The sequence below is a fragment of the Bacillus methanolicus genome (assembly GCF_028888695.1).
GTDB classification, from domain to species: domain Bacteria; phylum Bacillota; class Bacilli; order Bacillales; family Cytobacillaceae; genus Bacillus_Z; species Bacillus_Z methanolicus_B.
Genome location: NZ_PNFF01000001.1, coordinates 1,742,340 through 1,768,657 on the forward strand (window position 1 = coordinate 1,742,340; position 26,318 = coordinate 1,768,657).

26 protein-coding genes and 1 riboswitch are annotated in these 26,318 nt (G+C 38.2%); of the genes, 2 read left to right on the plus strand and 24 right to left on the minus strand.

Annotation, left to right across the window (positions count from 1 at the left end):
• Nucleotide 1 precedes the first annotated feature (1 nt).
• From C0966_RS08745 to C0966_RS08790, 10 genes are all read right to left on the minus strand, one after another.
• Nucleotides 2-979, minus strand: a complete 978-nt coding sequence (locus C0966_RS08745) for a YpdA family putative bacillithiol disulfide reductase (protein WP_274854971.1) — start codon at nt 977-979, stop codon at nt 2-4.
• 146 nt (nt 980-1,125) lie between these two features.
• Nucleotides 1,126-2,403: a Glu/Leu/Phe/Val family dehydrogenase gene (locus C0966_RS08750; protein ID WP_274854973.1), complete on the minus strand. Its 1,278-nt coding sequence runs from the start codon at nt 2,401-2,403 to the stop codon at nt 1,126-1,128.
• Nucleotides 2,404-2,775: 372 nt separating this feature from the next.
• Nucleotides 2,776-3,363: a genetic competence negative regulator gene (locus C0966_RS08755; protein WP_274854974.1), complete on the minus strand. Its 588-nt coding sequence runs from the start codon at nt 3,361-3,363 to the stop codon at nt 2,776-2,778.
• Between the two features lie 153 nt (nt 3,364-3,516).
• The gene (locus C0966_RS08760) at nt 3,517-4,281 is read right to left on the minus strand and encodes a metallophosphoesterase (RefSeq protein WP_274854975.1); all 765 of its coding nucleotides are present in this window, start codon (nt 4,279-4,281) and stop codon (nt 3,517-3,519) included.
• A 12-nt stretch (nt 4,282-4,293) separates the two neighbouring features.
• Complete coding sequence (locus C0966_RS08765) at nt 4,294-4,695, minus strand: hypothetical protein (protein ID WP_274854976.1); 402 nt, start codon at nt 4,693-4,695, stop codon at nt 4,294-4,296.
• An 80-nt stretch (nt 4,696-4,775) separates the two neighbouring features.
• Nucleotides 4,776-5,234 carry a YpbF family protein gene (locus tag C0966_RS08770; RefSeq protein WP_274854977.1) on the minus strand — a complete coding sequence of 153 codons (459 nt, stop codon included), beginning with the start codon at nt 5,232-5,234 and terminating at the stop codon, nt 4,776-4,778.
• Nucleotides 5,235-5,350: 116 nt separating this feature from the next.
• Nucleotides 5,351-5,995, minus strand: a complete 645-nt coding sequence (locus C0966_RS08775; RefSeq protein ID WP_274854978.1) for a LysM peptidoglycan-binding domain-containing protein — start codon at nt 5,993-5,995, stop codon at nt 5,351-5,353.
• Nucleotides 5,988-6,593: a CPBP family intramembrane glutamic endopeptidase gene (locus C0966_RS08780; protein WP_274854980.1), complete on the minus strand. Its 606-nt coding sequence runs from the start codon at nt 6,591-6,593 to the stop codon at nt 5,988-5,990. Before C0966_RS08780 ends, C0966_RS08775 begins: the two co-directional genes overlap by 8 nt.
• A gap of 13 nt (nt 6,594-6,606) precedes the next feature.
• Entirely contained in the window at nt 6,607-8,100 is a 1,494-nt protein-coding gene (locus C0966_RS08785) for a RecQ family ATP-dependent DNA helicase (protein ID WP_274854981.1), read from the minus strand.
• Nucleotides 8,097-9,155 (minus strand): helix-turn-helix domain-containing protein, encoded by a 1,059-nt coding sequence (locus tag C0966_RS08790; RefSeq protein WP_274854982.1) that lies wholly within the window; start codon nt 9,153-9,155, stop codon nt 8,097-8,099. The genes C0966_RS08785 and C0966_RS08790 overlap by 4 nt, the downstream gene beginning before the upstream one ends.
• 302 nt (nt 9,156-9,457) lie before the next feature.
• On the opposite strand from C0966_RS08790, the gene C0966_RS08795 reads away from it, so the two are divergent.
• On the plus strand, nt 9,458-9,706 hold the full coding sequence (locus C0966_RS08795) for a ferredoxin (protein ID WP_004435351.1): 249 nt from the start codon (nt 9,458-9,460) through the stop codon (nt 9,704-9,706).
• 550 nt (nt 9,707-10,256) lie between these two features.
• Here the strand turns inward: C0966_RS08795 and C0966_RS08800 are convergent.
• Nucleotides 10,257-10,838: an ECF transporter S component gene (locus C0966_RS08800; RefSeq protein ID WP_274854984.1), complete on the minus strand. Its 582-nt coding sequence runs from the start codon at nt 10,836-10,838 to the stop codon at nt 10,257-10,259.
• Between the two features lie 165 nt (nt 10,839-11,003).
• Nucleotides 11,004-11,144, minus strand: a riboswitch (FMN riboswitch).
• Between the two features lie 285 nt (nt 11,145-11,429).
• On the opposite strand from C0966_RS08800, the gene serA reads away from it, so the two are divergent.
• Nucleotides 11,430-13,004 carry a phosphoglycerate dehydrogenase gene (gene serA / locus C0966_RS08805; RefSeq protein ID WP_274854985.1) on the plus strand — a complete coding sequence of 525 codons (1,575 nt, stop codon included), beginning with the start codon at nt 11,430-11,432 and terminating at the stop codon, nt 13,002-13,004.
• 61 nt (nt 13,005-13,065) lie between these two features.
• Here the strand turns inward: serA and C0966_RS08810 are convergent, their stop codons facing one another.
• From C0966_RS08810 to C0966_RS08870, 13 genes are all read right to left on the minus strand, one after another.
• Entirely contained in the window at nt 13,066-13,878 is an 813-nt protein-coding gene (locus C0966_RS08810) for a histidinol-phosphatase (RefSeq protein WP_274854986.1), read from the minus strand.
• A 126-nt stretch (nt 13,879-14,004) separates the two neighbouring features.
• Complete coding sequence (locus tag C0966_RS08815; protein WP_274854988.1) at nt 14,005-14,622, minus strand: M23 family metallopeptidase; 618 nt, start codon at nt 14,620-14,622, stop codon at nt 14,005-14,007.
• Nucleotides 14,623-15,026: 404 nt separating this feature from the next.
• Nucleotides 15,027-16,256 (minus strand): negative regulator of sigma-X activity, encoded by a 1,230-nt coding sequence (locus C0966_RS08820; RefSeq protein WP_274854989.1) that lies wholly within the window; start codon nt 16,254-16,256, stop codon nt 15,027-15,029.
• Nucleotides 16,231-16,782 (minus strand): RNA polymerase sigma factor SigX, encoded by a 552-nt coding sequence (gene sigX / locus C0966_RS08825; RefSeq protein WP_274854990.1) that lies wholly within the window; start codon nt 16,780-16,782, stop codon nt 16,231-16,233. Before sigX ends, C0966_RS08820 begins: the two co-directional genes overlap by 26 nt.
• A 221-nt stretch (nt 16,783-17,003) precedes the next feature.
• Entirely contained in the window at nt 17,004-18,788 is a 1,785-nt protein-coding gene (locus tag C0966_RS08830) for an ATP-binding protein (RefSeq protein ID WP_274854991.1), read from the minus strand.
• Complete coding sequence (locus C0966_RS08835) at nt 18,785-19,501, minus strand: response regulator (RefSeq protein ID WP_274854992.1); 717 nt, start codon at nt 19,499-19,501, stop codon at nt 18,785-18,787. The genes C0966_RS08830 and C0966_RS08835 overlap by 4 nt, the downstream gene beginning before the upstream one ends.
• Nucleotides 19,502-19,601: 100 nt before the next feature.
• Nucleotides 19,602-20,783: a c-type cytochrome biogenesis protein CcsB gene (ccsB, locus tag C0966_RS08840; protein WP_274854993.1), complete on the minus strand. Its 1,182-nt coding sequence runs from the start codon at nt 20,781-20,783 to the stop codon at nt 19,602-19,604.
• Between the two features lie 11 nt (nt 20,784-20,794).
• Entirely contained in the window at nt 20,795-22,423 is a 1,629-nt protein-coding gene (resB, locus tag C0966_RS08845; protein ID WP_274854994.1) for a cytochrome c biogenesis protein ResB, read from the minus strand.
• Nucleotides 22,424-22,443: 20 nt separating this feature from the next.
• Nucleotides 22,444-22,968, minus strand: a complete 525-nt coding sequence (gene resA, locus C0966_RS08850; protein WP_274854995.1) for a thiol-disulfide oxidoreductase ResA — start codon at nt 22,966-22,968, stop codon at nt 22,444-22,446.
• Between the two features lie 182 nt (nt 22,969-23,150).
• Nucleotides 23,151-23,870, minus strand: a complete 720-nt coding sequence (gene rluB / locus C0966_RS08855) for a 23S rRNA pseudouridine(2605) synthase RluB (protein WP_274854996.1) — start codon at nt 23,868-23,870, stop codon at nt 23,151-23,153.
• Between the two features lie 140 nt (nt 23,871-24,010).
• On the minus strand, nt 24,011-24,544 hold the full coding sequence (locus C0966_RS08860) for a spore maturation protein (protein ID WP_274854997.1): 534 nt from the start codon (nt 24,542-24,544) through the stop codon (nt 24,011-24,013).
• A 6-nt stretch (nt 24,545-24,550) separates the two neighbouring features.
• Complete coding sequence (locus tag C0966_RS08865) at nt 24,551-25,138, minus strand: nucleoside recognition domain-containing protein (RefSeq protein ID WP_274854999.1); 588 nt, start codon at nt 25,136-25,138, stop codon at nt 24,551-24,553.
• Entirely contained in the window at nt 25,131-26,279 is a 1,149-nt protein-coding gene (locus C0966_RS08870) for a D-alanyl-D-alanine carboxypeptidase family protein (RefSeq protein WP_274855750.1), read from the minus strand. The genes C0966_RS08865 and C0966_RS08870 overlap by 8 nt, the downstream gene beginning before the upstream one ends.
• Nucleotides 26,280-26,318: the final 39 nt, after the last annotated feature.

Here is a 26,318-nt window from a genome sequence, read left to right on the forward strand (position 1 = left end):
TTCATCTTCCCTCTTTTTCTCGATTCAAAATAGCTTGTGCAATTTGTCCGCCATGGAATCGCCCATTTTCGATAAAAATTTCATTTGCATCGTTCCCGGCCGCAATGACGCCTGCGATGAAAATACCTTTTATATTCGTCTCCATTGTCTCCATATCATATACAGGCCTGCCTGTTTCTTTATCGATCTCGACGCCCATTGCCTTTAAAAACTCATGATCCGGATGATAACCGGTCATAGCAAAGACAAAATCATTTTTAATTTCATATTCCTTGCCATCTTTTTCATACACGACCGTATCTTCAGTAATTTGTTTAACATGAGCCCTGAACTCCATTTTAATGATTCCCTTTCGGACGAGCGAATCAAATTCAGGCAATATCCATGGTTTAATGCTCGGAGAATAGCTTTCTCCACGGTAAAGGACGGTTACTCTTGCACCTGCCTTAACAAGTTCAAGCGCGGCATCGACACTTGAATTTTTTCCGCCAATAACAACAACATCTTGATCGAAATACGGATGTGCCTCTTTGAAATAATGGGAAACCTTTGGCAAATCCTCACCGGGAACATTTATGTAGTTTGGGTGATCATAATAACCGGTTGCAATAATAACATATGGCGCCGTATACATGCTCTTTTCTGATTGAACAAGAAACATGCCGTTTTCTTGCTTGGAAATAGAAGTAACCTTTTCGAAAGAATGAATCCTTAAATTTTTCCGTTTTACCACTTCCCGATAATAGGCAAGTGCTTGAATTCGTTTAGGCTTATAGTTTTCTGTAATAAAAGGAACATTGCCGATTTCAAGTTTTTCACTTGTGCTAAAAAAAGTTTGATGAGTTGGGTAATTGTAAATAGCATTTACGATGTTCCCTTTTTCAATAACAAGCGGATTTTTGCCGATTTCTTTTAAAGAAATGGCAGCAGCAAGCCCGCAGGGTCCTGCTCCAACAATAATTGCGTCTTCGTATTTCATCTATGTTCACTCCTTAACAAAAAATTCGAGCAAATTAACTTTCTTATTAAAGAAAAAACTCCCATCAATTAATGATAGGAGATTCTCGTTCAAGTTTCAATGAAGAATCAATTTTCTGGAATACACTTCCATTATCTGTTTAATTATTAAACCCAGCCTCTGAACCTGCTTGCTTCTGCCATCTTCCGGACGCCGACCATATATGCTGCAAGGCGCATGTCGACTCTGCGTGTTTGAGCAGTTTCATATACATTATTAAAAGCTTTGACCATTACTTTTTCTAATTTTTCTTCGACTTCTTCTTCGCTCCAGTAATAGCCTTGATTATTTTGAACCCATTCAAAATAAGAAACCGTTACTCCGCCTGCAGAAGCGAGAACATCCGGAACAAGCAAAATGCCCCGCTCCGTCAATATTTGGGTTGCCTCTAACGTTGTCGGCCCATTTGCTGCCTCAACCACGATACTAGCTCGGATATTGTGTGCATTTTCTTCAGTAATTTGGTTTTCTATAGCGGCAGGTACTAAAATATCGCAATCTAATTCCAAAAGTTCTTTATTCGTAATTGTATTATTAAACAATTTTGTAACCGTTCCAAAACTGTCGCGGCGGTCAAGCAAGTAATCAATGTCTAGGCCGTTCGGGTCATACAATGCGCCATAAGCATCGGAAATGCCAACAACTTTTGCGCCGGCATCATACATAAATTTTGATAAAAAGCTTCCGGCATTTCCAAAGCCTTGTACAACAACCCGAGCACCTTCAAGATTGATTCCTTTCTTCTTTGCTGCTTCACGGATACAAATTGTAACGCCTTTTGCCGTTGCAGTTTCACGGCCGTGTGAGCCCCCAAGCACAAGCGGTTTACCGGTAATAAACCCCGGAGAGTTAAATTCGTCAATTCGGCTGTACTCATCCATCATCCATGCCATAATTTGCGAATTTGTAAATACATCCGGTGCAGGTATGTCTTTCGTTGGTCCGACAATCTGGCTAATTGCCCGGACGTATCCTCGGCTTAATCGCTCCAATTCGCGGAAAGACATATTTCTTGGATCACAAACAATACCGCCTTTCCCTCCTCCGTAAGGCAAATCCACGATACCGCACTTTAAGCTCATCCAAATCGAAAGAGCTTTAACTTCTTTCTCAGTTACATTTGGATGGAAGCGAATGCCTCCTTTAGTTGGACCAACTGCATCATTATGCTGGGCCCGGTAGCCAGTAAAAACTTTAACAGAACCGTCATCCATACGAACCGGGATTTTAACTGTCATCATGCGTATAGGTTCTTTAAGAAGCTCGTAAACTTCTTCGGGATAACCTAGCTTTTCCAAAGCCCTATGAATGACAGTTTGAGTTGACTTTAAGACGTCATGTTTGTCCTCCCTATTTATATTTTCAGTACCTTTCTCGGCTACCATTTGTAAACCTCCTAAAGATATCACTATTCACGGATGTTGTCCGCTTTCATGACATAGTATACACTTTTGGTTAATTTATGCAAGATAAAAATACTGCCACTTTTCCGCATTTTTTGATTACTTCATGAAATCGCCTCCAATCCCATTGTTTAAGTAATCTTCTGTTAGTTGATCTTATGTTCACTCTTTTTTGAAAATCAAGCAGACGTTTATTTTCAGATTCTTTCAATATTAATTGTTATAATAAATTTTGATTGTACAGTTTGCAGAAAAAATGAATTTCATACTATTTAGCTTACCTCAAATTAAGTATTTTCTTACACAAAAAAGGTGCAGCCAAAAATAAAAAAAGGACGGCATTTCCCGTCCTCATCATATCGAAAAATAATGAACGAGTGTCTCTACCGCCTTTTCCTTAATAATTTCTTTCCCATATTCTAAAAGCCGGTGAATGCTGATGATTGAAGGAGAACCATATTCAGCTAATATGGAGATCGTTTTATTCAAATCTGCTGAAGAAATATCATTCATATGCAGAAAATAGCGACCATTCATCGAATACAAATTTCCGCCAAAAATATTCATGGAAAAAAGACGGATCGCCAACTGAATAATATCTTCAATATTTTCGAATTCAAATAAAACATCTTCATTACCATCAACAGCTGTCACTTGCATTTCAATGAATCCTTCTCCTAAAGATTCCTCTTCTTCATCCTGCTCTTCCATCGTAACAATCATGACCATTCCTTGCGCATGAAGAGAGAAAACTTCTACGGCTACTGAACCATGGATTTCAAAGCCAAACTCATTGCTTGCCTCATCAAGCATATCGTGGAAAAGTTGTTGCCATTTCAAGGAATCTTTCCAAATATCTTCCTTTGTCAAGCCTCGATCTGTTAAATCATCAAATGTAAGAAAAATTTTTATTTTATTATAAGTTAACCGTTCCAAGCGCATGATCATGCCCCCTGCCGTGAACAAAAGCTCATGTTTTAGTTTATGAATAATTTGATTGTTGGTGAATTGTCTACCTTAGCTCATACGCCCCTTGAGTCATTCTGCTTATCATGATTATATATTTATAGAGGTTTTGTGTAAACTGAATATGCTTTAACCATTTTTAAGTGTAATTAGGTGCGTTTCAGATTTTGCCCCTAAACGCAGCGGCAGAAGAGTTGTTCCATAGCCGTTGCTTATTAAAACAGTCGTTTGTTTCAGTTTCTTTACTTTTCCTTTTTCATATGGGCCATATCCAAAAACGTGAATTTGCCCTCCATGTGTATGTCCGCTCAAGACGAGATGAATCCGATGCTCAGTGCGGATTTTTGCCGTAATTCTCGGATTATGGCTGACTAAAATTTTAAAGCCGTCCTTCTCTGCTTCGCTTAACGGAAGATCAAGACGGTCCCTCCTTTGATTCATATCATCAATACCCATTAAGAAAAATTTTTCCCCTTCTTCCGACTCAAAAACTACAGTAGTATTGTCTAATATTTTAACACTATTCTCAAGCAAAATGGCATCAAGCTGATGATAGTCTATTTCATAGTCATTATTGCCCCAAACAAAAAAAACAGGCCCAATTTGTCTTAGTTTTGATAAATTTGCCTTTACTTTTTCAAAGCTTACCCCTTTTTCCATAAGATCACCGCCGATAATCGCGAAATCTGCACGGCCTTTTACTTGGGAAATGATTTTTTCTGAAACGGATCTGCGATGAATATCGGAGATAAAAAAAATTTTGACTTCGCCAAAACTCTTCGGAAACTCAGGAAATAATAATTCCGTATTGATCACACGATTGGCAAATGCTTCTTTTATCATATAAAGAAGGAAAAAAAAGCAAGCCAAAAAAAGGATAATAAATAATTCCATAATTCCCCCAACTTACAATTCATTGTTTTTAGCAAGAATGGTATTTTTAAAATCTATGGAAATCATACCATAGATAAAAGAAAAACTAAAAAGGACAATCGTTTGCCAAATCCCATAACGTGTCATGATGATAAAACTGAATATGACACTGTAATTAACTGCCAGTTCATAAATGGAAACATTCTTTCTGCGAATAAAAGCGAATGTTTTTTTTTCGATTCCTTCTCGAAGCAGATCCCCATTTGCGATTAATCCGATAAGAAAGACTATAGCAGCCACAAGAAATTCAAGCGGCTCCAATACGAACTCAGCAAAAAAATCGGAAATGACAAAAGGATTATGAATTGGCACCCAATTTATATATAAATATCCGCATATAAAACCCAATGCTAATTGTATCAATTTCTTCAACATGAATAATCCCTCCCATACCATTTGTATGAAAGGGTTTTTTTTATTTTCTTAAAATTATCCAATGCCGCTTTAACAAATCCTTATTTGTTTTCATGGTATAAGTTGATATCGTATTTTTTTTTCATCATTTCAAATACGATATGGCGGTTTTTCCATTCCTCTTCTTTTTTCCATAAATCTTTGCTTTTATCTATAATTTCACACCTTAACGCATGAAATTCTTTTTCCGCTTTCTCTCTTTTCTCCCTTAATAAATTCATCAATCCATAAATGCCGACGATGATGACAAGCAAATAAAAATTTACAGATTGATTCACAAACGCAGAAAACATCGCTGCAAAAGAATAAGAATATGGCTGCATCACCGTATAGTACAAATAGATAAAAAAGAAAAAACCAAGGGCGATCGTTAACCACATCACAAATAAATGCCTGTTTTTATAACTGTCAAATTTTCGTTTCCGTTTTACAACGCTCTCAAGCATTTCTTTCGTTGCTTGATCCGTCCGATCATCAAGCATTAAGATTGGCGGCTCCATTCTTCCTCCCCCTTCATCTTTTTCTATATAAAAATTGTATGAACTTGTCCGGATAGATATGATTTTTCGAAAAAAAAAGGCCAGACCCCTCCAATGGAGGAGCCAGACCCACAGCCTCATTTTTGCAGCGGAATTTCCAATACTTGTCCTGCTTGTATTTCGTTTCCTTGAATTCCATTCGCATCTCGAATGATATCCATTCCTTCTCTCGAATTATAGTATTTGATCGCAATCCGGAACAAAGTTTCATTTGGTTGAACAGTATGATAAATGATTGTCTTCGGTCCGGAATCTTTATTTCCTTCAGGCTGCGTTGCTGCATTTTCAGCAGATGAAGAATGACTTTCTGTTATGGACTCACTTAAAGAAATGTTCTCCTCTTCTTCATGATCTTCATTGTCAAGCGAGCTTTTCTCTGTTTCCTTTTCCGTATTCGGTTCAGAAGGATCTTCATTTATTTCTAATTCAATCGGTTCATATCCTTCATCGCCGTTGCCAATTGCTTCTTTCTTTCCTGAAAATTTTTGTCCTTCCAAATATGTATAAGCGCTATAAATCGTAATAGGCAATAAGATAAAAAACAATACCAAAAGACGGATGACCGGATATTTCAGCTTCCATTTATTTTTCTTCTTTTTATTGCGGTGAATTTCACTGCGAGGCGGAAGTTTACCCGGATTTTCTTCATTTTCAATTGGAAGCCGCTCAATTCTTTTCCTCAGCCTTTCAGCTTGGTCTCTGTAAGGATCTTCTCTATTCATGGAATATCCCTTCCTGTTCATTCTGTTTTTTCTTAACCATGATCCATACACCTAATAGAAAATCGATTAAGAAGTGCATAAAGATTGTGACAAGCAAATTATCTGTCCATTCATAAATGAAACCGATAAAAAAGCTTAGTAGTGTAATATTCAAAAATAAAAACCAATTAAATAAATAACGGTAGTGAACGAGAGCGAAAATAACACTTGAAACAATTAACCCAAAATGGGTTTGAATCATTCCGCGAAATAATAATTCTTCACTGATTGCAATACAAGCTGCAAGCCATGCAATATGCGGAATCGACTTGCCGGCAAAAATTCGTTCATTGAGCCCTCCGTCATCATAGTAGGAAGAAGGCAAGAGCTTTATTAGCAGCAAATCTATGAAAACAATCATCAGTCCGGCTGTACCGCCGACCAACAAAATTTTAAAATCAGTAAAATGAAATAATTCAAAAAATGCAGAAAAGCTGTCAAACAATATCATACCTAAAATGACTGATATCGTTAATAGTAATATTTGCGTAGCATATAGATGAAAAAGCAGTTCTTTCGAGTCGAGCACGCTAATTAATTCTTTATACTTATTTTTCATATCATTCGCTCACTTATTTTATAAGAATCTCTGCTAAATAATTTTTCCAGTCAAAAGAAGAATTTGCAAGAGATTTTTCTTTGTCCAGCTTAAAAAATTGATTGTAATGAATTCCGCAAATATCACAGCAATGATCTACTTTCATTGTCGATGTTTCACTAAAATATTTTAATATCAAGTCTCTCCGGCACGTATCCGCCTCGATCCAATTTCTCATTTCCCAAATTTTTTTCCTTTTCATCGAACCGCGGTCTGCTATAAATCTTTTAAAATGAGTAAATTCAGTTTCCCATCCATTCTCGGAAAAATCGATCCGCTCTAAAAAGTGATGAACGATACGCCACTGAATTTCGTTAAACCCGCAAACCATGCTGATTTCATTCTCATATTCAGCAAAATTTGAACGATTGTCCGGGTTTGATTTCAACCAGGAAAGCAGGCTATTGATTTGGATTTCTTCCGGCAATTCGCCTTCTGCCAGTTGAAATGCAAGTTGTTCATCTCCCGGGGAATATAGCAGAACCGCAATGCTCTCTTTTCCATCACGTCCCGCGCGGCCAATTTCCTGAAGATAGGATTCAAGCTGGAGCGGCATATGATAATGGATAATAAATCGGATATTTTCTTTGTTGATCCCCATGCCAAAGGCGCTTGTAGCACAAATGATATCAAGTTGATTATGAATAAATTGCTGCTGAATCAAGATCCGATTCTCTTGGTCCATGCCTCCATGATAAGCCGCAATATTCCCGATATTTTTCTCCTTTAAGAAAGAAACCATCTGTTCAGCCATTTTTTTCGATGAAAAATAAATGATTCCCGGGCCTTGAAATTCCCTTGCAATCTCTAATACACGTTCATTCTTTTCTTTGTGATCTTCGACTTTTTCAACCGCCAAAGCGATATTTGGACGGTCAACGGAATAGATGAATTCATTGCAAATTTGTATACGCAAGGAATCTTTAATATCCTTTCTGACTTCTTTTGTTGCAGTGGCTGTTAAAGCTAGAGTTAATGGATTCCCTAATTTTTCCCTTATTTCTCCAAGTGTAAGATAATCCGGTCTGAAGTCATATCCCCATTGAGAAATGCAGTGGGCCTCATCCACAACAAATAATGATATATCGATCATTTGTAATCGTTTAACAATATAATCCATATTCAACATTTCAGGGGAAACAAAGATATATTTATATTTTTCCAGACCGGAAAGGACGTCTCTCCTTTCAAGCGGTGAGAGAAATGAATTCAGAGCAACAACATGCTTTTCCCCCCGCCTCATTATTTGCTCAACCTGGTCCTGCATAAGCGATAATAAAGGTGAGACGATGACTACTTGTCCAGGCAAAATATAAGCGGGAAGCTGATAACATAATGATTTGCCGGTACCTGTCGGGAGCATTGCCAAAGTATCTTTTCCTTCTAAAACAGAGGCAATCGTCTCCTTTTGCCCCCGTTTAAAGGAGTTGAAATGAAAATATTTCATAAGTAATTCATTTAGTTTCATTGTTGATCACCATATTTCGCAAGGACTAATCGAATTTCAAAATAACTGGCATTTTCCACATGTGCACGGATGTGCTTCAACTGTTTTGATGAAACTTTTCCAGAAGCTTCTAAAATGTTTTTTTGAGTTGACTGATCTACATAAGGACTGATATCAAAATCTTTCATATTTAAAGCAATTTCCACAATATGGTCCTCAATCGTGCTCTTTTTTAAATTTCTTACTCGCGCTATTTTTTCCATCGGCATGCCGGAATTAAGAAGCTCATATGTCTTTTTTGCCGAATTGGTAAGCGGTACGAATTTGCCTGCCTCCGGTATAATGAAGTGTAATAGCGGAAACCTGGCAGGTCTTTTTGTAATCGTTTCAATCATATAGTGAAGAAGGTTTAGGAAAGATACGCGGTAATATGTCTGTTCCATTCCCAGTTTTTCAGCTGCTTGGTTTTCCGTTAGCCCAATTCTGTTATAACCGGTGAACCTTATGACAAGGATGGCAGGGTCGATTTGATGATTTGCTTCGAAACAATCTGTTAACTCCTTGTAAAGCTGTTCAGAAAGGTGGAATCGATCTTTTTCTTGTTTCGCTAAAAAATTCTTCAGCCAGACAAGAGTTTCTTTTTTCTTATGGACGGGAACAAAATCCGGCTTGCGATTGATTAAGTTCGAGCATACTTGAATAAAAAGGGACAGGCGCTCCCAAAACAGTTCCGTGACATTGTGATATTTCCACCCGTTTAAAAATTCGGGGACGGGTTTTCTTCGAAATTCTTCATCAAGCATATCTCTTCCTTTTTCCGTTAAAAAAAAATATTGGTCATTCATTTTTTCAATCCAGCCATCTCTTTCAAATTTTCCAACCTTTTCTTCAATCTCAATCCTTGTAATAGATGGAAAAGCTTGAAAGAATGGATGAAGCTGAAACAAGTGGGTATCCTGTATCGTCTGGGATGATTTTTTCCCTTTCAAGAGATGATAAATTGAATAAATGGTTCTCTCTCCGTTAATTTTTTTTAAGCAATATAAAATGATTAATTCCAGGTAGGTGGCCGTCATTTCATCACCTATCCTTACAAAATTTATGTTTCATGACTTTTCCTCATTTTGTTGGTAATAATTAATAATGTAAGAAAATTTATTTGATCCTTTTCCTGTTCATTTATTTTAACATGAATATGATTAATGTTTTATCAAGAAAGGTATAAATGAAAAAGCCTTGTTATGATAAGCATTCTCAATAGATTTTCTATTGAAAAGTTCTTTACACAGTTTTACAATAGGGTTGTGGAATACGGCTCCATTATTTTAGATGGATGACGATAGAATAACTCGTTTATTTAACTGGGAGGTTTTTTTTCATGGCAAAATATACAATTGTTGACAAAGAAACATGTATCGCATGTGGTGCATGTGGAGCTGCAGCGCCGGATATTTATGATTATGATGACGACGGCATTGCATATGTAACTCTTGATGATAACCAAGGCATCGTAGAAATTCCTGATGTTTTGATCGATGATATGATGGATGCTTTCGAAGGCTGTCCAACTGATTCCATTAAAGTTGCAGACGAACCATTCGATGGCGACCCAACAAAATTCGAATAAGAATTTGATAAAACTTTATCGTTAAGTTACTGGCACCCCTTCTTTTAGAAGGGGTTTTTATTTTTCATGGAAACTATCTTTATTGCCAGAATTTTTCATGGTTTACTTTGTGTACTTCTGTCTTGTGTAAGATTTCGGTCAAATAACAAAGGATTTGTCCGAATGAACTAAGAACAAAAAGCGGAAGCGCCCCGCTTAGCCCCGACAAGCACAAGACGAATCACGCAAGAGTCGATAGACTCTGGAGTGATTTGGCTTGTGACCTCGAGGGGCTGGGCGCTCCTCGAAAAGCTAACGCTTTTCTTCGTGCGAAGTATCGCTTCCGTAGCGTTCCTTGTGGAGCCAGATTACGAAACTTCATTCAAAGTTATACACAACGTATGAAATTTATAATTTCCTAAACAATAAAAAAAGGGAGAATCAAGACTATTCTCCCTCAATCATCTGTTATACCATTCGATCACCTATAATCCGGTATCCTTTTTGGGTACAAAGAACAACTTATTAGGTGCACACTTTGTTGGTCTTAATAAGCTGCCCTGTGGTATTATTATGCACTTTCATAAACTTTTTGCTTGCCGATCCACGATTGCAGGCGCGAGAAGATCAGCATAAAGACGATTGACAAAAGTAAGCCTTTTACAATATTGAATGGCAGTATCGCCGTTACAATCAATTGTCTCGTTTCAGGAGCAGACATTGCAGGTGCGTTTAAGAAAAATGTATAGGCCGGCAAAATGAAAAAATAATTTAAAATACTCATAAGGACAGCCATTACAAAAGTTCCGGTCACCAAAGCAATAGTCATGCCTTTTTTCGTTTTAAGTTTGTTATAGACAAACCAGGTCGGCAAGATAAAGATGATTCCGGCCGCAAAATTCGCAATATGTCCTACAGGTACGCCTGTTGGGCTCCCTTTCATCAAATAATCCAGAATATTTTTTATTAATTCAACAAGTATCCCGGCAGCCGGTCCAAATACAAGTGCAGCTATCAGTGCAGGTATATCACTGAAATCGATCAATAAGAAACTTGGAAATGGCGGAATCGGAAAATTCAACAGCATCAATACATATGCAATCGTACTGAGCATTCCCACCGTAACTAGAGTCTTCGTGTTTAATTTTTTCATGTTCCTCTCTCCTTTTGAGATCCATCTCATTGAAGGAAGAAAGGTTCAGCATTAAGTGCAGCCCGTTAAAAATGAAAACTCCCTTAAGAAATCTCTTAAGGGAGTTTTGGAAGGCACACTTAATAAACGTTCAAAATTCCTATATTTTTTGAACGTCCGCAGAACCTCCATCTTCTCCCATCCAGACTATACTGTCGGCTTTGGAATCTCACCAAATCCTGCCTAAATCATATCGATTAGGCTCGCGGGCTTAGAGAATGTCTCATCACCGCCGGTCGGGAATTTCACCCTGCCCCGAAGATAGATCATATTATTTTTCAAAACTTATTATACTGAGAAAAATTATTTTTTGGAAGTATTGTAACTTAAAAATTCGGATTGCATTAAAAACCGAACATTCTTTCTTTAAATAATGAAATCATTAAGTTCTGGATAGTTCAAAAAAATTTCAAAAAAGTGATAAATATTGTCCATTCAAACTTTAAAAAGTTTACAATATAAAACGGAACAATATTTTAAATTGACAGATAAATGTTCGTCTTGTAAAATAGCAGAAAATTGTTCTTCAAAACATAGACAGGTGGTATGGAAATGCACTATATTTTAGTATCAGACTCGATCAGTGAGGAAGGACTAGCGCCATTGCTTGAAATGAAAGATGCCGAAATCATTCAGAAAAAAGTGGACGATCCGGAAGTTCCTCTCGACAAAGTTGAGGCTCTATTAGTACGAAGTGCTACTAAAGTAGACGAAGAACTGATGGAAAAAATGCCGTCATTAAAGATCATTGCCCGTGCAGGTGTAGGAGTTGACAATATTGATGTCCAGGCTGCTACAAAACGGGGAATCATTGTGGTGAATGCTCCTGACGGGAATACGATTTCAGCTGCTGAGCATACTTTTGCGATGATGGCGTCATTGATGAGGAATATCCCACAGGCTCATCAATCGGTTAAAAATTTGGAATGGAAAAGGAATGCGTTTGTCGGCACTGAGCTATATGGTAAAACACTTGGCATTGTCGGCTTGGGCAGGATTGGTTCAGAAATTGCCAAACGGGCAAAAGCTTTTGGCATGACCGTTCATGTATTTGATCCATTTTTAACAAAAGAACGCGCACAACAAATGGGAATAATAGCAGGTTCACTCGATGATGTATTAATGAATGCTGATATCATCACCGTGCATACACCTTTAACTCCTAAAACAAAAGGGCTTATAAATGAACAAACATTAAGCAAAACAAAGAAAGGTGTTTATCTCCTGAACTGTGCCAGAGGAGGCATTATTGACGAAAAGGCACTTGCCAAGTTTATTGCAAACGGGCATGTTGCCGGTGCTGCTCTAGACGTCTTTGAAACAGAGCCGCCAGGGGAAAATCCTTTATTTAAATTTGACAATGTGATTGTTACTCCGCATCTTGGTGCTTCAACAAAAGAAGCACAGCTAAATGTTGCAACCCAAGTTGCGAAAGAAGTCAAGATGTTTTTTGAAGACAAACCAGTTTTAAACTCAATTAATCTGCCGGCTATGTCAAAAGATATATATGAAAAAATACGGCCGTTCCATCATTTAGCAAAACAGATAGGATCGATGCTGTCTCAATGCGTCAAAGAAGGCGTCAATGAAATTTCTGTTACTTATTCAGGTTCAGTTGTCGATCTTGAAACTTCCTACTTAACAAAAGCATTACTTTCAGGGTTTTTTGAAAACAGGATTGATGCAAATGTGAATGAAGTGAATGCCATGCTTACAGCAAAGGAACGTGGAGTTACAGTCGGAGAAAAAATATCTTCGAATACATTCGGTTATTCGAATTGTATTTCTGTCACAATTAAAGGCGATGTACGTGATTATACAATAAGAGCAACCTTTATTGAGAATTATGGGCCAAGAATTGTATATATCAATGATTTTAATATAGACTTTTTCCCTGATGGAAATCTTCTCTATATTCAGCATATAGACAGACCGGGTGTAATCGGGCGGGTCGGAAAAATTCTTGGTGACCATCATATTAATATTGCAACGATGCAGGTCGGCCGAAAAGAGGCCGGTGGGGAAGCGATTATGATCTTATCTTGTGACAAACCGCTTGATGATGAGAAGGTTAAATTGTTGCAGGAACTGGATGATATCGTATCCATTAATCCAATCATACTTTAATTAATAAGCTATTCAATAAATGGGGCTGACTCATATGCTTTGAGTCAGCCCCTCGCTATTGTTACCCTAATGGATATTCTTTTCTTTCTCCTTTTGAAAAAGTCATGATTGTCTGATAGCCCGTTTCTTTCGCCAAACGAACAGCTTGATCAAAATCTGCGCCAACATGCTCAGGAACATGGGCATCAGAAGATAAAACAATTGGAATTCCTTTTTGAAAACACATCTTTAATAATCTGGGATCCGGATACAGCTCCCCGACCGGCTTTCTGAGACCGGCTGTACTGATTTCCACACAAGTCTTCGAGTCAGCCAATGCGGTCGTCGCTCTATCATATTGTTCCAGCAAGAACTCTTCATTTTCCGGAACATATTTAAAAATTTTAACAAGGTCGAGATGCCCAATAATATCAAACAAATTCGATTGAGCGAGTGTAACTACTTGATCAAAATATTTTTCATAAATATCATACAAATCCCTTTTATCCCATTCCGTTCTGTACTCTGCAAGGTCAATTCCAAAATCATCAATCCAATGAATGGAACCGATCACATAATCAAACTCGTATTGTTTTATAAACCTTTCCATTTCCGAATGTTTTCCGGGCGTATAATCCATTTCAATCGACATTTTTACATCAATGCCCTCGTTCCACGCTTGATGGAATAACTTCACATAATCTTCCATATCATAATATCTGCGTTCATTTACCCAAGGATTTTGTAAAATATCAGCTGTTTGATAAAAATGGTAGGCGTGTTCGGAAATGCCGAAATGTTCGATGCCCTTTTCTTTCGCCGCATCAGTAAATTTTTTTAAATAGTCGAGGGTAAGCGTTCCTCTTTCCAAATGATTGTGATAATCCGTCAGCATATGTTCTGATTCCTCTCCCGATTTTTTTTACTCATTATACTTTTAAAAAGCATAAGCAGCAAGATTTATAGTAAAAAAAAGAAAGTAGATGATCAAAATTTCTGAAATTCGATATGGAAATTCTCTTTATTTTTCCTCATTCACTTTATTCCGATCATTCTCTTCTTTCAGCTTGACTGCTGCTTCGGCCACTTTATTTGAATCATTGTTGGCTAATACTACTTGTACAGCCTGGCCAATATTCATTTTTCCGAGAGCCAGTTCGGGATTTATCGCATTTTCTTTTTCAAAAGTCCATTTGTTTTTGTGTACTTCAAAATGAAGATGAATTCCAGATGAATCTCCTGTATTTCCCATTTCTCCAATCATCTGTTCCTGATTCACTTTTTGTCCTTCTGCCACATTTCTTTTCTTCAAATGAGCATAAACTGTTTCGTATTGATTAGGATGCTTAATGAATACAACATGCCCATACGATTCTGAAAAATATGATTTTACAACAGTTCCTTCATCTACAGAAAAAATTGGCGATCCATATTCTCCTGCGATATCAATTCCTTTATGTAAACCTTGTCTCGTTCCAAATAGATCTGTTACCGTTCCTTCAGCAGGCCATAACCACTGGGATGTCATCGCTCCAGCTTCCAGTGTATCCGCTTGGGCTTGTTTTCCTCCCAGAAATAATAAGCTTACAAAAAAAGCGACTATTCCTGCAATTAAAAACCTTTTTATGTAATCCAGCATTTTTTTCCTCCTAACAAATGTACTCTCCCAAATACAATATGACAGCTTGTACTCTGTTAGAACGATTGTCATATTGGGAGTACTCGCACAAAGCACTTTTGTTAGTATTTGGAGCATTCCATCAATTTTATGCAAGAACAAAAGGCGGAAGCACCCCGCTTAGCCCCGACAAGCACAAGACGAATCACGCAAGAGTCGATAGACTCTGGAGTGATTTGGCTTGTGACCTCGAGGGGCTGGGCGCTCCTCGAAAAGCTAACGCTTTTCTTCGTGCGAAGTATCGCTTCCGTAGCGTTCCTTGTGGAGCCAGATTACGACAAACTTCATTCAAAGTTATACACAACGTATGAAATTTATAATTTCCTAAACAAAAAATAAAGACTTACCTGAGGGTAAGCCTATTGTTATTCAATCGAGAGTTTATTTGCCGCGACCGGAACTTGAAGTTCTTTTGAAAAATCAAACTGTCCTATATTTTTAACAGGAGGATTTTCAACCTTGACAGCTTTAAAACCAAAATTTTTTGCCGTCAGCAAAATCGCTTCAATGGAATACACCATTTCCTGTAAATCATTTACATTAGAGGATTTAGTAAGAAAAATAGATAAAATGCCATTATTATTAGGTACCACTTTTTCGAATTGCAATCCTTCTGAAATTGAAGGTTTAAGCTGATGTGTTGCAAATTCTTTTCTCATTGCCACAAACGCTTCATGAATGGTTTTATATTCATCCGGTGTAGGAACAATGAAAGGTTTTTTTCCTTTGGCCGGGTATAAAAACAAATAACCATGTGCAGAACTGTTTGATTTTTCTACAACAAGCTCTGTAATTTCATCGTTTCCTAAAACAATTCCCTTTTCATTCTCGGTTGTGAAGGTGATCTTATCTACTTTATCACCGTCAGCAAAAGAGCCTAAAAGGGAACTCTTAAACATAATTTCATTTGCTGAACCGAAACCATATTGATGATCTCGGGGAACATCGATATTTAAAACCTTTTTCAGAGAGTCATAAGCGAGATCTGCATGCAAAGGGTAATATTCACTAAGGCCCCATTCTTCTTCTTTCAGATCGGCCATTGTTTCCTTAAATTGATCAAACCAAGATTTATTGTCTTCTTTTTGAACAAGAACACTGACCGGAACAATATTTTGGCCATTTGCGTCCGGAATCGCATAAGTCAGCAGCTCTTTTCCTTGTAAATCTTCCTTATATACTGCAGTTCGTTCAACATCATCCGCCAAAGTTTTTTCGCTGGATTGATTATTCGAACCGTCTTCAAAATTTACAGGATTTTCTTCTTGTATAGAAACATCTTTATTGTTGTCCTCAATAGCTGCAGTATTATCATTTCGGACCATTTCCATGTTTTCTTTTGAAGTGGCTGAATTCAGGCTTATTTTTTGTTCTGGCGGCTCCTGCCAATTTATTAAGTTAGGAGAAAGAATAATAAATAGAACCACGGCGGCTGCAGCAGCAAGACTGGGCATTATCCAAATCTGTCTTTTTCTCTTTTTTGTCTTCAGGGCAATATTTTGATAGATGTCGCGCGGATCACGATTATCGGATATTTTCGGCAGCTGCAGAAGTAATTCTTCGAGTTCTTTATCGGTCCACACTGACTTTTTCACAAATTTCCACCTCCTTTTTGGATAATTGTTCCATTTCTTTCTTCAATACTTTTAATGCCCTGTGCTGAGTCGTTTTTACTTTGCTTTCAGTCCAGCCTAAAGCTTCAGCTGTTTCCGCTATGGATAACTCATGAAGATAGCGCAAAACAATGACCATTTTCTGATCAACTGAACATTTATCGAGACAATCATATAGAGTTCGGATTTCTTCATTCTGTAATGCAATTTCTTCAGGTATTGGATGTTCGTCTTTTACTTGCTGTGTTGACCAATCAAATTTCTCTATTAATCGCTGTTTCCATCCCTTTTGTTTTCGAAAAAAATCAATCGCTACATTTCTGGCGATAGAAAAAAGCCATGTTTTTTCACTGCTTTTCCCTTCAAACCGTTTATATGACTTTAGTACTCTTATATAAACCTCCTGAACGAGATCTTCAGCTAGTTCACGATTTTTTACCATATAATATAAAAATTGAAAAACATCCTGATGATATTTGGAATAAAGTTCTTCAAAAACGGAGTCCATCCATTCTCCTCCCCGTTTGAAATAATAGTCGATATCTATATATAAAAAGTTACATCTATAAATATAGACTTTTTCAAGTGAAAATGAAAGAGCCTAAAGGTAATTCTTTCCTCAAAATTTTTTAAGGAATAAAAAACAACCCCTGCCATACTGACAGAGGCTGATAAAAAATCACAGCAATGTTTCCCGTGGATCAAGACTAATCGGCACAAAACAAGAAATTACTCGATATTTCGAGGAATCAAAAAGGAAAATGTCGTACCGTGGCCAAGTTTGCTTCGAACAGATATATGGCCTTTATGAGCATTGATTATATGTTTTGCGATCGAAAGTCCGAGTCCTGTACCGGATCCTCGTGTTCTCGCTTTATCCGCTTTATAAAAACGCTCGAACACAAACGGCAAGTCTTCTTCCGGAATACCAGAGCCTGAATCACTTACTTCAACGTGCAGACCCTGTTCATCTGTATTCACTGTAACTGTTACAGATCCTTTTTCAGGGGTATGCCTAATCGCATTATCAATTATATTTGTTAAGACTTGTTCGATTCGGTCGGGATCAAAACGATATGTTGTTTGTTTGTTGTTCAATTTGAAACTTAAATGAATATTCTTTTCTTTCGCCAAACCTTGAAACTTCTTAATGACTCTTTGAATATACGGCTCAATTACTACTTCTTCTATCGTAAGTTGGAAATGGCCTGCTTCCATTCTGGCAAGATCCAATAATTCATTAACAAGGCGACCCATACGCAATGATTCATCATAGATGACTTTCGCCATTTCTTTTTTCTCTTCATCCGTACTTGCCATGTCATCAACGATGGCTTCACTATACCCTTGCATCATCGAAATTGGAGTCCTTAATTCGTGTGAAACATTGGCAATAAAATCATTTCTGAGTTTATCAAGTTTACGCTCTTCTGTCATATCCCTGATAACTGCTACAGCGCCGCGAATATACTTATTGTTATAAAGCGGACTCACAATAATAACCCAGAAGCGTCCCTGGATCGAAATTTCTCCAACCTGCTCTTTTTCAGTATTAACCGCCAATTGGAATAACTCCATTACCTCGGACGGAACTGCCTCATTATTCGAATGGGTTCCATCTTGTTCAAAATACCAATTTTGCAAAAAACGCTCTGCCGGCGGATTAGTGATTAAGATCGTACCGTCGCGATTAAAGGTAATAACTCCGTCTGCCATACTGCTTAAAATGCTGGCTAACTGTTCTTTTTCTTGGCTTAATGCATTCATATTAAACTTTAACTGTCTGCCCATCTGGTTAAATGCGGTCGCAAGTTCACCAATTTCATCATGGGTCAGGATCGGTACTTTTGTATCAAATTTTCCGCGCGCCACCTCAAAAGCCGCTTCCCTCATCTTTCTCAAAGGGGAAGTAATTCTTGTTATGAGGAAAAATGCAAAAACAGTTGTTAAGACAATCGCAACTCCCGCCGCAAGAATAATAAATTTTGTCGTTGTACGGGTGGTCTCTTGCATAACCTCAAGAGACTGGTATATAAAGACAGCTCCTTTTTCACTATCGAACTGAAGCGGAACACCGATAATTAAAATTTGCGTCTCTTCATCATTGTCTTTGCCTTTCTTCGGTGGTGAATAGATGCTCTTGACGAATTCTTTTCCTTGAAAAACCGGTGATAAGTTTTTATCATTCAAGAAAACATTCAGCGGCAAATGCTTTCCGGATTCAGTATTAGGCGAAAAATAGGCATGGTCTTTATCTCTTACGACCACTGCCTTGGTCACTTCATCAATCATTTCCCAGGAGATTTCAAGGCTTAATTCGAATTCTTCAGGATCATGTTCTTCAAGAACTTGGGAAATTCTATTTGCTGTCTTCGTTAATCCTTTTTCAGTTTCTTCAATATGATAGTTTTCAAAATAACCAAGAAGCATAACGGTCAGAATAAATAAAACAATTGAAACAAGCAAAATAATGGTGATCCATAGCTTACCTACTACACTCCTCAAAAACATCATTCATTGACAACCTCGAACTTATAGCCTACTCCCCAGACTGTAACAATCATCTTCGCAGCATGTTCTGATTCTTTATTCAATTTTTCACGCAATCTTTTTACGTGCGTGTCTACTGTTCTTAAGTCTCCGAAAAACTCATAGTGCCATACTTCTTTTAAAAGCTGTTCCCTGTCAAATACTTTATCAGGTGATTTAGCCAGGAAGTGTAATAACTCATATTCCTTTGGTGTCAAGTTGACTTCTTTTCCGTCAGCAAGAACACGGTGTGCATCGTTATCTATCGTTAAATGTGGGAATACGATAATATCTTTTGTCGTCGTGTCTGTTTTCAAGTAGCTTGTATTAGAAGATCTGCGCAGCAATGCTTTAACCCTGAGCACCACTTCACGAGGGCTGAAAGGCTTTACAATATAGTCGTCTGTACCAACTTCAAAGCCCTGAACCCTGTTCACTTCTTCTCCTTTTGCCGTTAACATGATAACAGGTGTCGCTTTTTTCTCCCTTAACTCCTTGCATACTTCAATCCCGTCTTTTCCCGGCAGCATCAGGTCAAGAATGATTAGATCATAATCATATCCGAGTGCTTTCGCCAATGCTTCATTGCCGTCTTCAGCTTCCTCAATGATATAGTTTTCCCTCTCCAAATACATTTTCAGAAGACGTCTGATTCTTTCCTCATCATCAACCACTAAAATCTTAACATCTTTTTCCATAGCTATATCCCCCTTGTAACTTGTTTTATAAGTATCATTATAATATGGCAAAAAGCCCCCACCCCGGTGAATGTGAAGGCTTTCTAACAGCGAATTGCCGTTAAGTGCCTGCGTAAGAATGCAGCCCGGCAATAACAAGGTTAACTGCGATAAGATTAAACATAATGATGACAAACCCGATTACAGCAAGCCATGCGGACTTTTCACCGTGCCAGCCTTTTGAAAGGCGAAGATGCAGAAATGCTGCATAAAACAACCATGTAATAAGTGCCCAAACTTCTTTCGGATCCCAGCCCCAAAATCTTGTCCAAGCTATTTGCGCCCAAATCATCGCAAATATCAAGGCACCGAGTGTAAACACCGGAAATCCGATCAGCACAGAACGGTAGCCGATTTCATCAACGAGGTCCAAATTCACATTTTTAACGAGCGGCTGTAAAGCGGCTGCAATCCGCCGCCGCAGAATTAAGCGGAGCAAACCATATAAGACAATTCCCGCTCCAAACGACCAAATCACTGTGTTTAATTTTTTTGCGTTAATAATTGCAGGCATTTCAACAATCGGTTCAAATTTGCCCTTTGTGACAAGTTCACCTTCGTTCGGTCCGGTAATTGCAGGCATTGTATAATCGATTGTTGTTTCCTTGCCATTTTTATCGATCCAATGAAAAGTAGCTTTATAATCTGCAATCGAAAAAGCAGTCGATACTGCAACAAATCCAAGTGTTACGATTAATCCAAACATAACGGCTTCCAGCCAAAACGTCCTCTTGCTTCCTTTGGACTGATCAACTGACTTAACTAAATAGATCAACCCTGCTGCAAAACTTATTGCCAGAATTGCTTCTCCGAGCGCAGCAGTCGTCACATGAATATGAAGCCAGTCGCTTTGCAGCGCGGGAATCAACGGAGAAATATCCCTTGGAAACATGCTTGCATAGGCAATAATCAATACTGCCACAGGAAGTGTAAATACGCCAAAAAGAGACGTTTTATAAATGAAATAAATAACGATAAATGCGAGTACAAGGCACATCCCAAAAAAGGTTGTAAACTCGAACAGATTGCTGACAGGAGCGTGCCCCGCCGCAATCCATCTTGTTATAAAATATCCTAATTGGGAAAGAAAGCCGATCATCGTTATCCCGAGGCCGATTTTCGCCCAGCGGTTTGTACCCTTTTCAACAGTTTTTTTATCTTTAATAGAGCCGGCGAAAAACACGATAGCGACTAAATAAAGAATAAATGCCGTATATAGCAAATTAGAGCTGAGTGCTGCCACCTGGTTCCCTCCTATTTATTAATATCGGATTGCAGCTGATCTTCCGGTTCCTTTATTCCAGTGTCAGCAAGTACCGTTTGTATTTCTCTTTTAAGACCGTGCCAGTTTTTATTTGTATGAGCAGCCACCCATACTTTATCACCTATTTTTCGAATCCATATCCGGCGGTGGTTCCAGTAAGCTCCCTGTACGACACCTATCATAAAAATAACACCGCCAAGGCCAATTATCCAGAGCGTTAAATCTTTTCGAACCGTTAAACCTGAAACATTTTTCGTTTCAACCCCGCTGAAAGCCATTTTATATTCATTATCTCCGAAAGGCTCAATCGTTTGTTGGATGGCAACAAAACTGATTTCTCCTTCAGGCTTATCGGGCGTGAACATTTTAAAAACGAAAGCGGGATTGTTAGGAATCCTTGATTTCGTTACAGGCTCATTGTTCTCATCAAATTCAAAATCAGGAAAATAGCTTAATAGCTCAACGGAATATCCATTTCCAAGATCATATTGTGTCTTAGGGTCATACAGATCAATAGTAACTGTTCCATATTCCTTTTTTGTCTGTTTGTTAATTAACTTAAATGTCATTTTGTTTAATTCATCTAACTTGTAGTTAACTTGATAGACAGCAAAATCTTCAAATTTCAGCGGCTTATTTACACGAATTGCATAGTCTTTTACTTTTTCAAGTTCAGGTTTTTCCCCCGCCACTGTATTACCCTTTTTCTTGTAAAGAGTAACATTCGATTGATAGTTTTTTACTACCATACCGGCCCGGTCGATCGCTTCTTTAAATACTTCATTATCTTTTTCTTTATCATAAACTTCTACCTTAAATTTATCGTTGTGTAAATAATACTCTCCGTTCGTCTCAGGGATCACCTTTGTTTCCCCTTCACGGATCCAGAGGACCTTGTCCACATACATGCCAGGGACAAACCGGAGCATTGCGCCAATTAAAAAAATGATTAAGCCGACATGATTGACATACGGACCCCAACGGGAAAAACGTCCTTTTTCAGCAAGAATATTACCGTTTTCTTCTCTAATATTGTATCGTCTTTTTTTCAGCCGAGCCTTTACTTTCTCTAAATTTTGATCGTTAACGGCGGCAGCATCTGTAATGCCGAATAGTCGCTGACGCTTTAAAAATCCTTCGTGTCTTGTAACTCGCTGATTTTTAAGAGCGCGATACAACGGAACTACCCTGTCCAGACTGCAGATAACGAGTGAAATTCCGATCGAGGCTATTAAGGCAAGATACCACCATGAACTATATAAATTATGGAATCCGAGATCATAATATAATTTTCCGAACCAGCCGTATTGGTCTTCATAGTATTCTGCGGCAGGCATAACCGGCGGAATGTACATTTCCTGCGGCAAAATCGTGCCAAGCGCTGAAGCAATTAAAGTAATGACAATCAGCCAAACCCCGACTTTTACGGATGAAAAAAAATTCCATACTTTATCGATGATCGTTTTATTATAGGTTTGTGATCGCCTTGCACTACCCTCATAACGCATATCGACAAGTGTTTTATCATTCTCCTGCTCCTCGAGTACTTTTCCGCAGGCTTCGCATAATATGGTGCCGTGCGGATTTACGTGCCCGCATTCACATTTTACTTGATTCATAATAAAAAACTCCCTGTAACTTATGGTTTAATTTGCTCCATAAAATCGTTAACCATTTCTTCGGTTAGTTCCCCTTTGTGATATTTAATTACTTTTCCATTCTTGTCTATCAGGAAAGTTGCCGGAAGAGGATTTATTCTATATGCAGTTTGGACATCCCCGCTTTCATCGATCACAATCGGAAAATCCAACTGATATTTTTCTGCAAATTTCTTCACAGCAAAATCTGATTCACCTACATTTACTGCCAATACTTGAACGCCCTGTTTTTTGAATTTTTCATATTGATTGTTAATATATGGCATTTCTTTTTCACACGGTTTACACCACGTTCCCCAAAAATTCAAAAACACGCCTTGTCCCTCATAATCGGAAAGACGGTGTTTTTCCCCATTTAAATCTGTTAACACGAAATCGGGGGCTTTTTCACCAATCGCTACTTTTTCAATTTCATCTTTTTTAAAGTTTGCATAGAGTGTATAGGCAACAGCAGCCCCTAGCACAATTAAGATTAATGTCCGAATAATCAAACGCTGTTTTTTCATAATACCATTACCCTCCAAATTCTAAAGTGCAAGCGCATACGGAAAGAGTGCAGCTTGGATAGGCGTGAAAGACAAAAATCCATATTTTATGACATTCTTCTAATTATTATAACATTATTCATGATAGACACTTTGTTTATAATAAAATAGAAGTGTGAAAGTTATTTGAACTTTCCGTTCGTTTATTTTTGTGCAAGAGCTCTCAGCTGTTTGACCTCATGAGGAGTTAGTTCCCTTACATCCCCGACTTTTAAACCTTGGAGCGTCAGAAAACCGTAACGTTCACGTTTAAGTTTTAAGACTGGATGTCCGATCGCTTCAAACATTCTGCGCACCTGCCTGTTGCGGCCTTCATGAATCGTGATTTCAATAATTGCTGTTTGCTTTCTTTTATCAAGCGATAACAGTTTTGTTTTTGCAGGGGCGGTTTTTCCATCTTCCAGCTGAATGCCCTTCTCCAAGCTTTTCAGTTTTTCTTTCGATGGTATTCCCTTCGTCTTTGCGACATACACTTTTTCAATTTCATTTCTCGGGTGCATAAGGAGGTTGGCAAACTCCCCGTCATTTGTCAGAAGCAAAAGCCCTGATGTATCATAATCCAGCCTGCCGACAGGATAAATCCGCTGCTTTATATCCGGAAAAAAATCCGTCACTACTTTTCTGTTTTTATCATCTCTTACACTGGAGAGTACCCCCCTAGGTTTATAAAAAAGAAAATAAACCGGTTCTTCTTTCTCGATTGGAATTTCATTCACTTCAACTTTATCAGAGGGGCTTACTTTTACCCCTAATTCTTTCACCACTTTTCCATTCACTTTTACTTTTCCTTGAAGAATCAGCTCTTCTGCCTTGCGCCTTGAAGCGACACCTGCATGAGCAATTACTTTTTGAAGCCTTTCCATTTCTGTCACCTCTTTGAATGGTCAGCAAATTTCTTTTTATCCTTATGAATTATGACATAATTTAGCTTGAAATAAAAGTGTTCCCGCTTTTAATGGCAATAAAAAAGATACCTTTTTCATAGGTATCTTCTCTTGTCTTATTATTTTCCAAAAATAAGCATCACAACAGCGAATGCTGCCGCAAAACCGATGAGGTCAGCCAGCAACCCAACTTTCAAAGCATCGCCCATTTTTTTTATGCCAACCGCACCAAAATAAACAGTCAACACATAAAAGGTCGTATCTGTACTTCCCTGCACAACTGAAGCCAGCCTTCCGATAAAAGAATCGGGACCGTATGCTGCAATTAAATCACTTGTCATTCCTAACGCCGCGTTGCCGGATATAGGGCGGATGATGGCAAGAGGAACAATTTCCGGCGGAATTCCCATTGCCTGTATTCCCGGCCTGATAAAGTCCATCAGGAATTCAAGTGCTCCGGATGCCCGGAAAACCGATATGGCCACGAGCATTCCGACCAAAAACGGGATAATGGATACAGCAATTTTGATCCCTTCTTTCCCGCCTTCAACAAAACTTTCGTAAGTAGGAACTTGCTTGTATGTTCCATAAATTAAGATTAATCCGATGAGCACCGGAATAATCCAGAGCGAAATGGCTGATATGATTTGCATAAACATTCATCCTTTACGGCTTCGTCGATAATAAAAATAACGGTCAATCAACACAGCTCCCACAGCGGAACAACATGTTGCGACTAGCGTTGGACCGACAATATCCGTCGGATTTGCAGAATGATAATTCATGCGGATCGCTATGACAGTTGTCGGGATTAACGTGATACTTGAAGTATTAATGGCCAAAAACGTGATCATGGATCTTGAGACACTGTTTTTGCCCCCATTTAATTCTTTTAGTTGTTCCATTGCTTTAATGCCTAATGGCGTTGCTGCATTACCAAGTCCGAACATGTTTGCGATCATGTTCGAAAGGATATAACCCATTGCAGGATGATCGTAGGGAACTTCCGGGAATAATCGTTTGACAAGAGGCCGAAAAAGCATGGACAGTTTAACTAACAGTCCTGAATCTTGGGCAATTCTCATCATGCCTAGCCAAAACACAAGTATGCTTATAAGTCCAATGCAAAGTGTGACAGCTTCCTTGGCTCCCTTAAATATTGCTTCATTGACTTCATTCATTGTTCCATTTATCATGCCAAAGACAATTCCGATTACCATCATAAATACCCAAATATAGTTAACCATTTCTCTTAACACCTATAACTGAAGTGAATATATTTCGAAAAAAATCAAAAAACGATTCATCTTTCCTTTCCGGAATGCGATAATATATAGGCTGGCTTGACACGATTTTTTCATCTAAATATACGATTGCCTTGCCGACTATGTTAGGGAAGCCGCATTCCTTTTCCCATTTTTTATCAGGTTTGATTAATTTATATTCTACTCTTACCTTGTCTTCTTCCTCTTCAGTTACCGGAAACAAGAACCGATGATTTAAGTATAAATTATTTTTATAAAATGAATTTCTCACGCCTTTAACCGTACCTTTCGGTAAAATTTCAGCTAATTTATATGTGTTAAACGCCATTTCATACATTTGGATATGGTCATTCCAATCATCTGGCCCATTTAAAGTAACAGCAATCAGATTCATTCCATCCTTTTCGGCAGTTGTGACGAGCGTTCTCTTTGCTCTTTTCGTATAACCTGTTTTCCCCCCTGTACAATACTCATACATCTCCGTTAACAGACGATTTTTATTTCGCCATATGCGATCCCAGCTTTCATCCGGGTTTGGAGTGCGGTAAACTTTAGTTCCGGATATTTCCCGGTATTTGTTGTTCAACATGGCATACCTTGTTAATAATGCCATATCATATGCTGTAGAATAATGATCTTCATGGTCATCAAGTCCGTGCGGGTTAGCGAAATGAGTACTTGACATGCCAATTTCTTCCGCTTTTTTGTTCATTAAAAAGACAAACCCTTCAATGCTTCCTCCAACATGTTCGGCTATTGCTACCGCTGCGTCATTTCCAGATCTCAGCATTAACCCGTACACTAAATCTTCTAATTTAATTTTCTCACCCGGTTTTAAAAAAACCGATGACCCTTCTGCTCTTACTGCCCGCTCCGAAACTTTCACGGTTTCATCGAGCTTGCCTGACTCGATCGCAAGAATGGCAGTCATGATTTTTGTGATACTAGCAATTCTCCTCTTCGTAAAAGCCTCTTTCTCATATAATATCCTGCCAGATTCCTGCTCTACCAGAATGGCAGAGGAAGCACTAACGGAAAAAGAGGCTTCAATCTTCTGGGGGATATTGAACCATAGCAAAGAAATTATGAGAAAACAGATTGCTCGTTTCCACTTACCAATCATTCCATAAACCTCGTCTCTTTTAATTGTTTGTACAAGTCT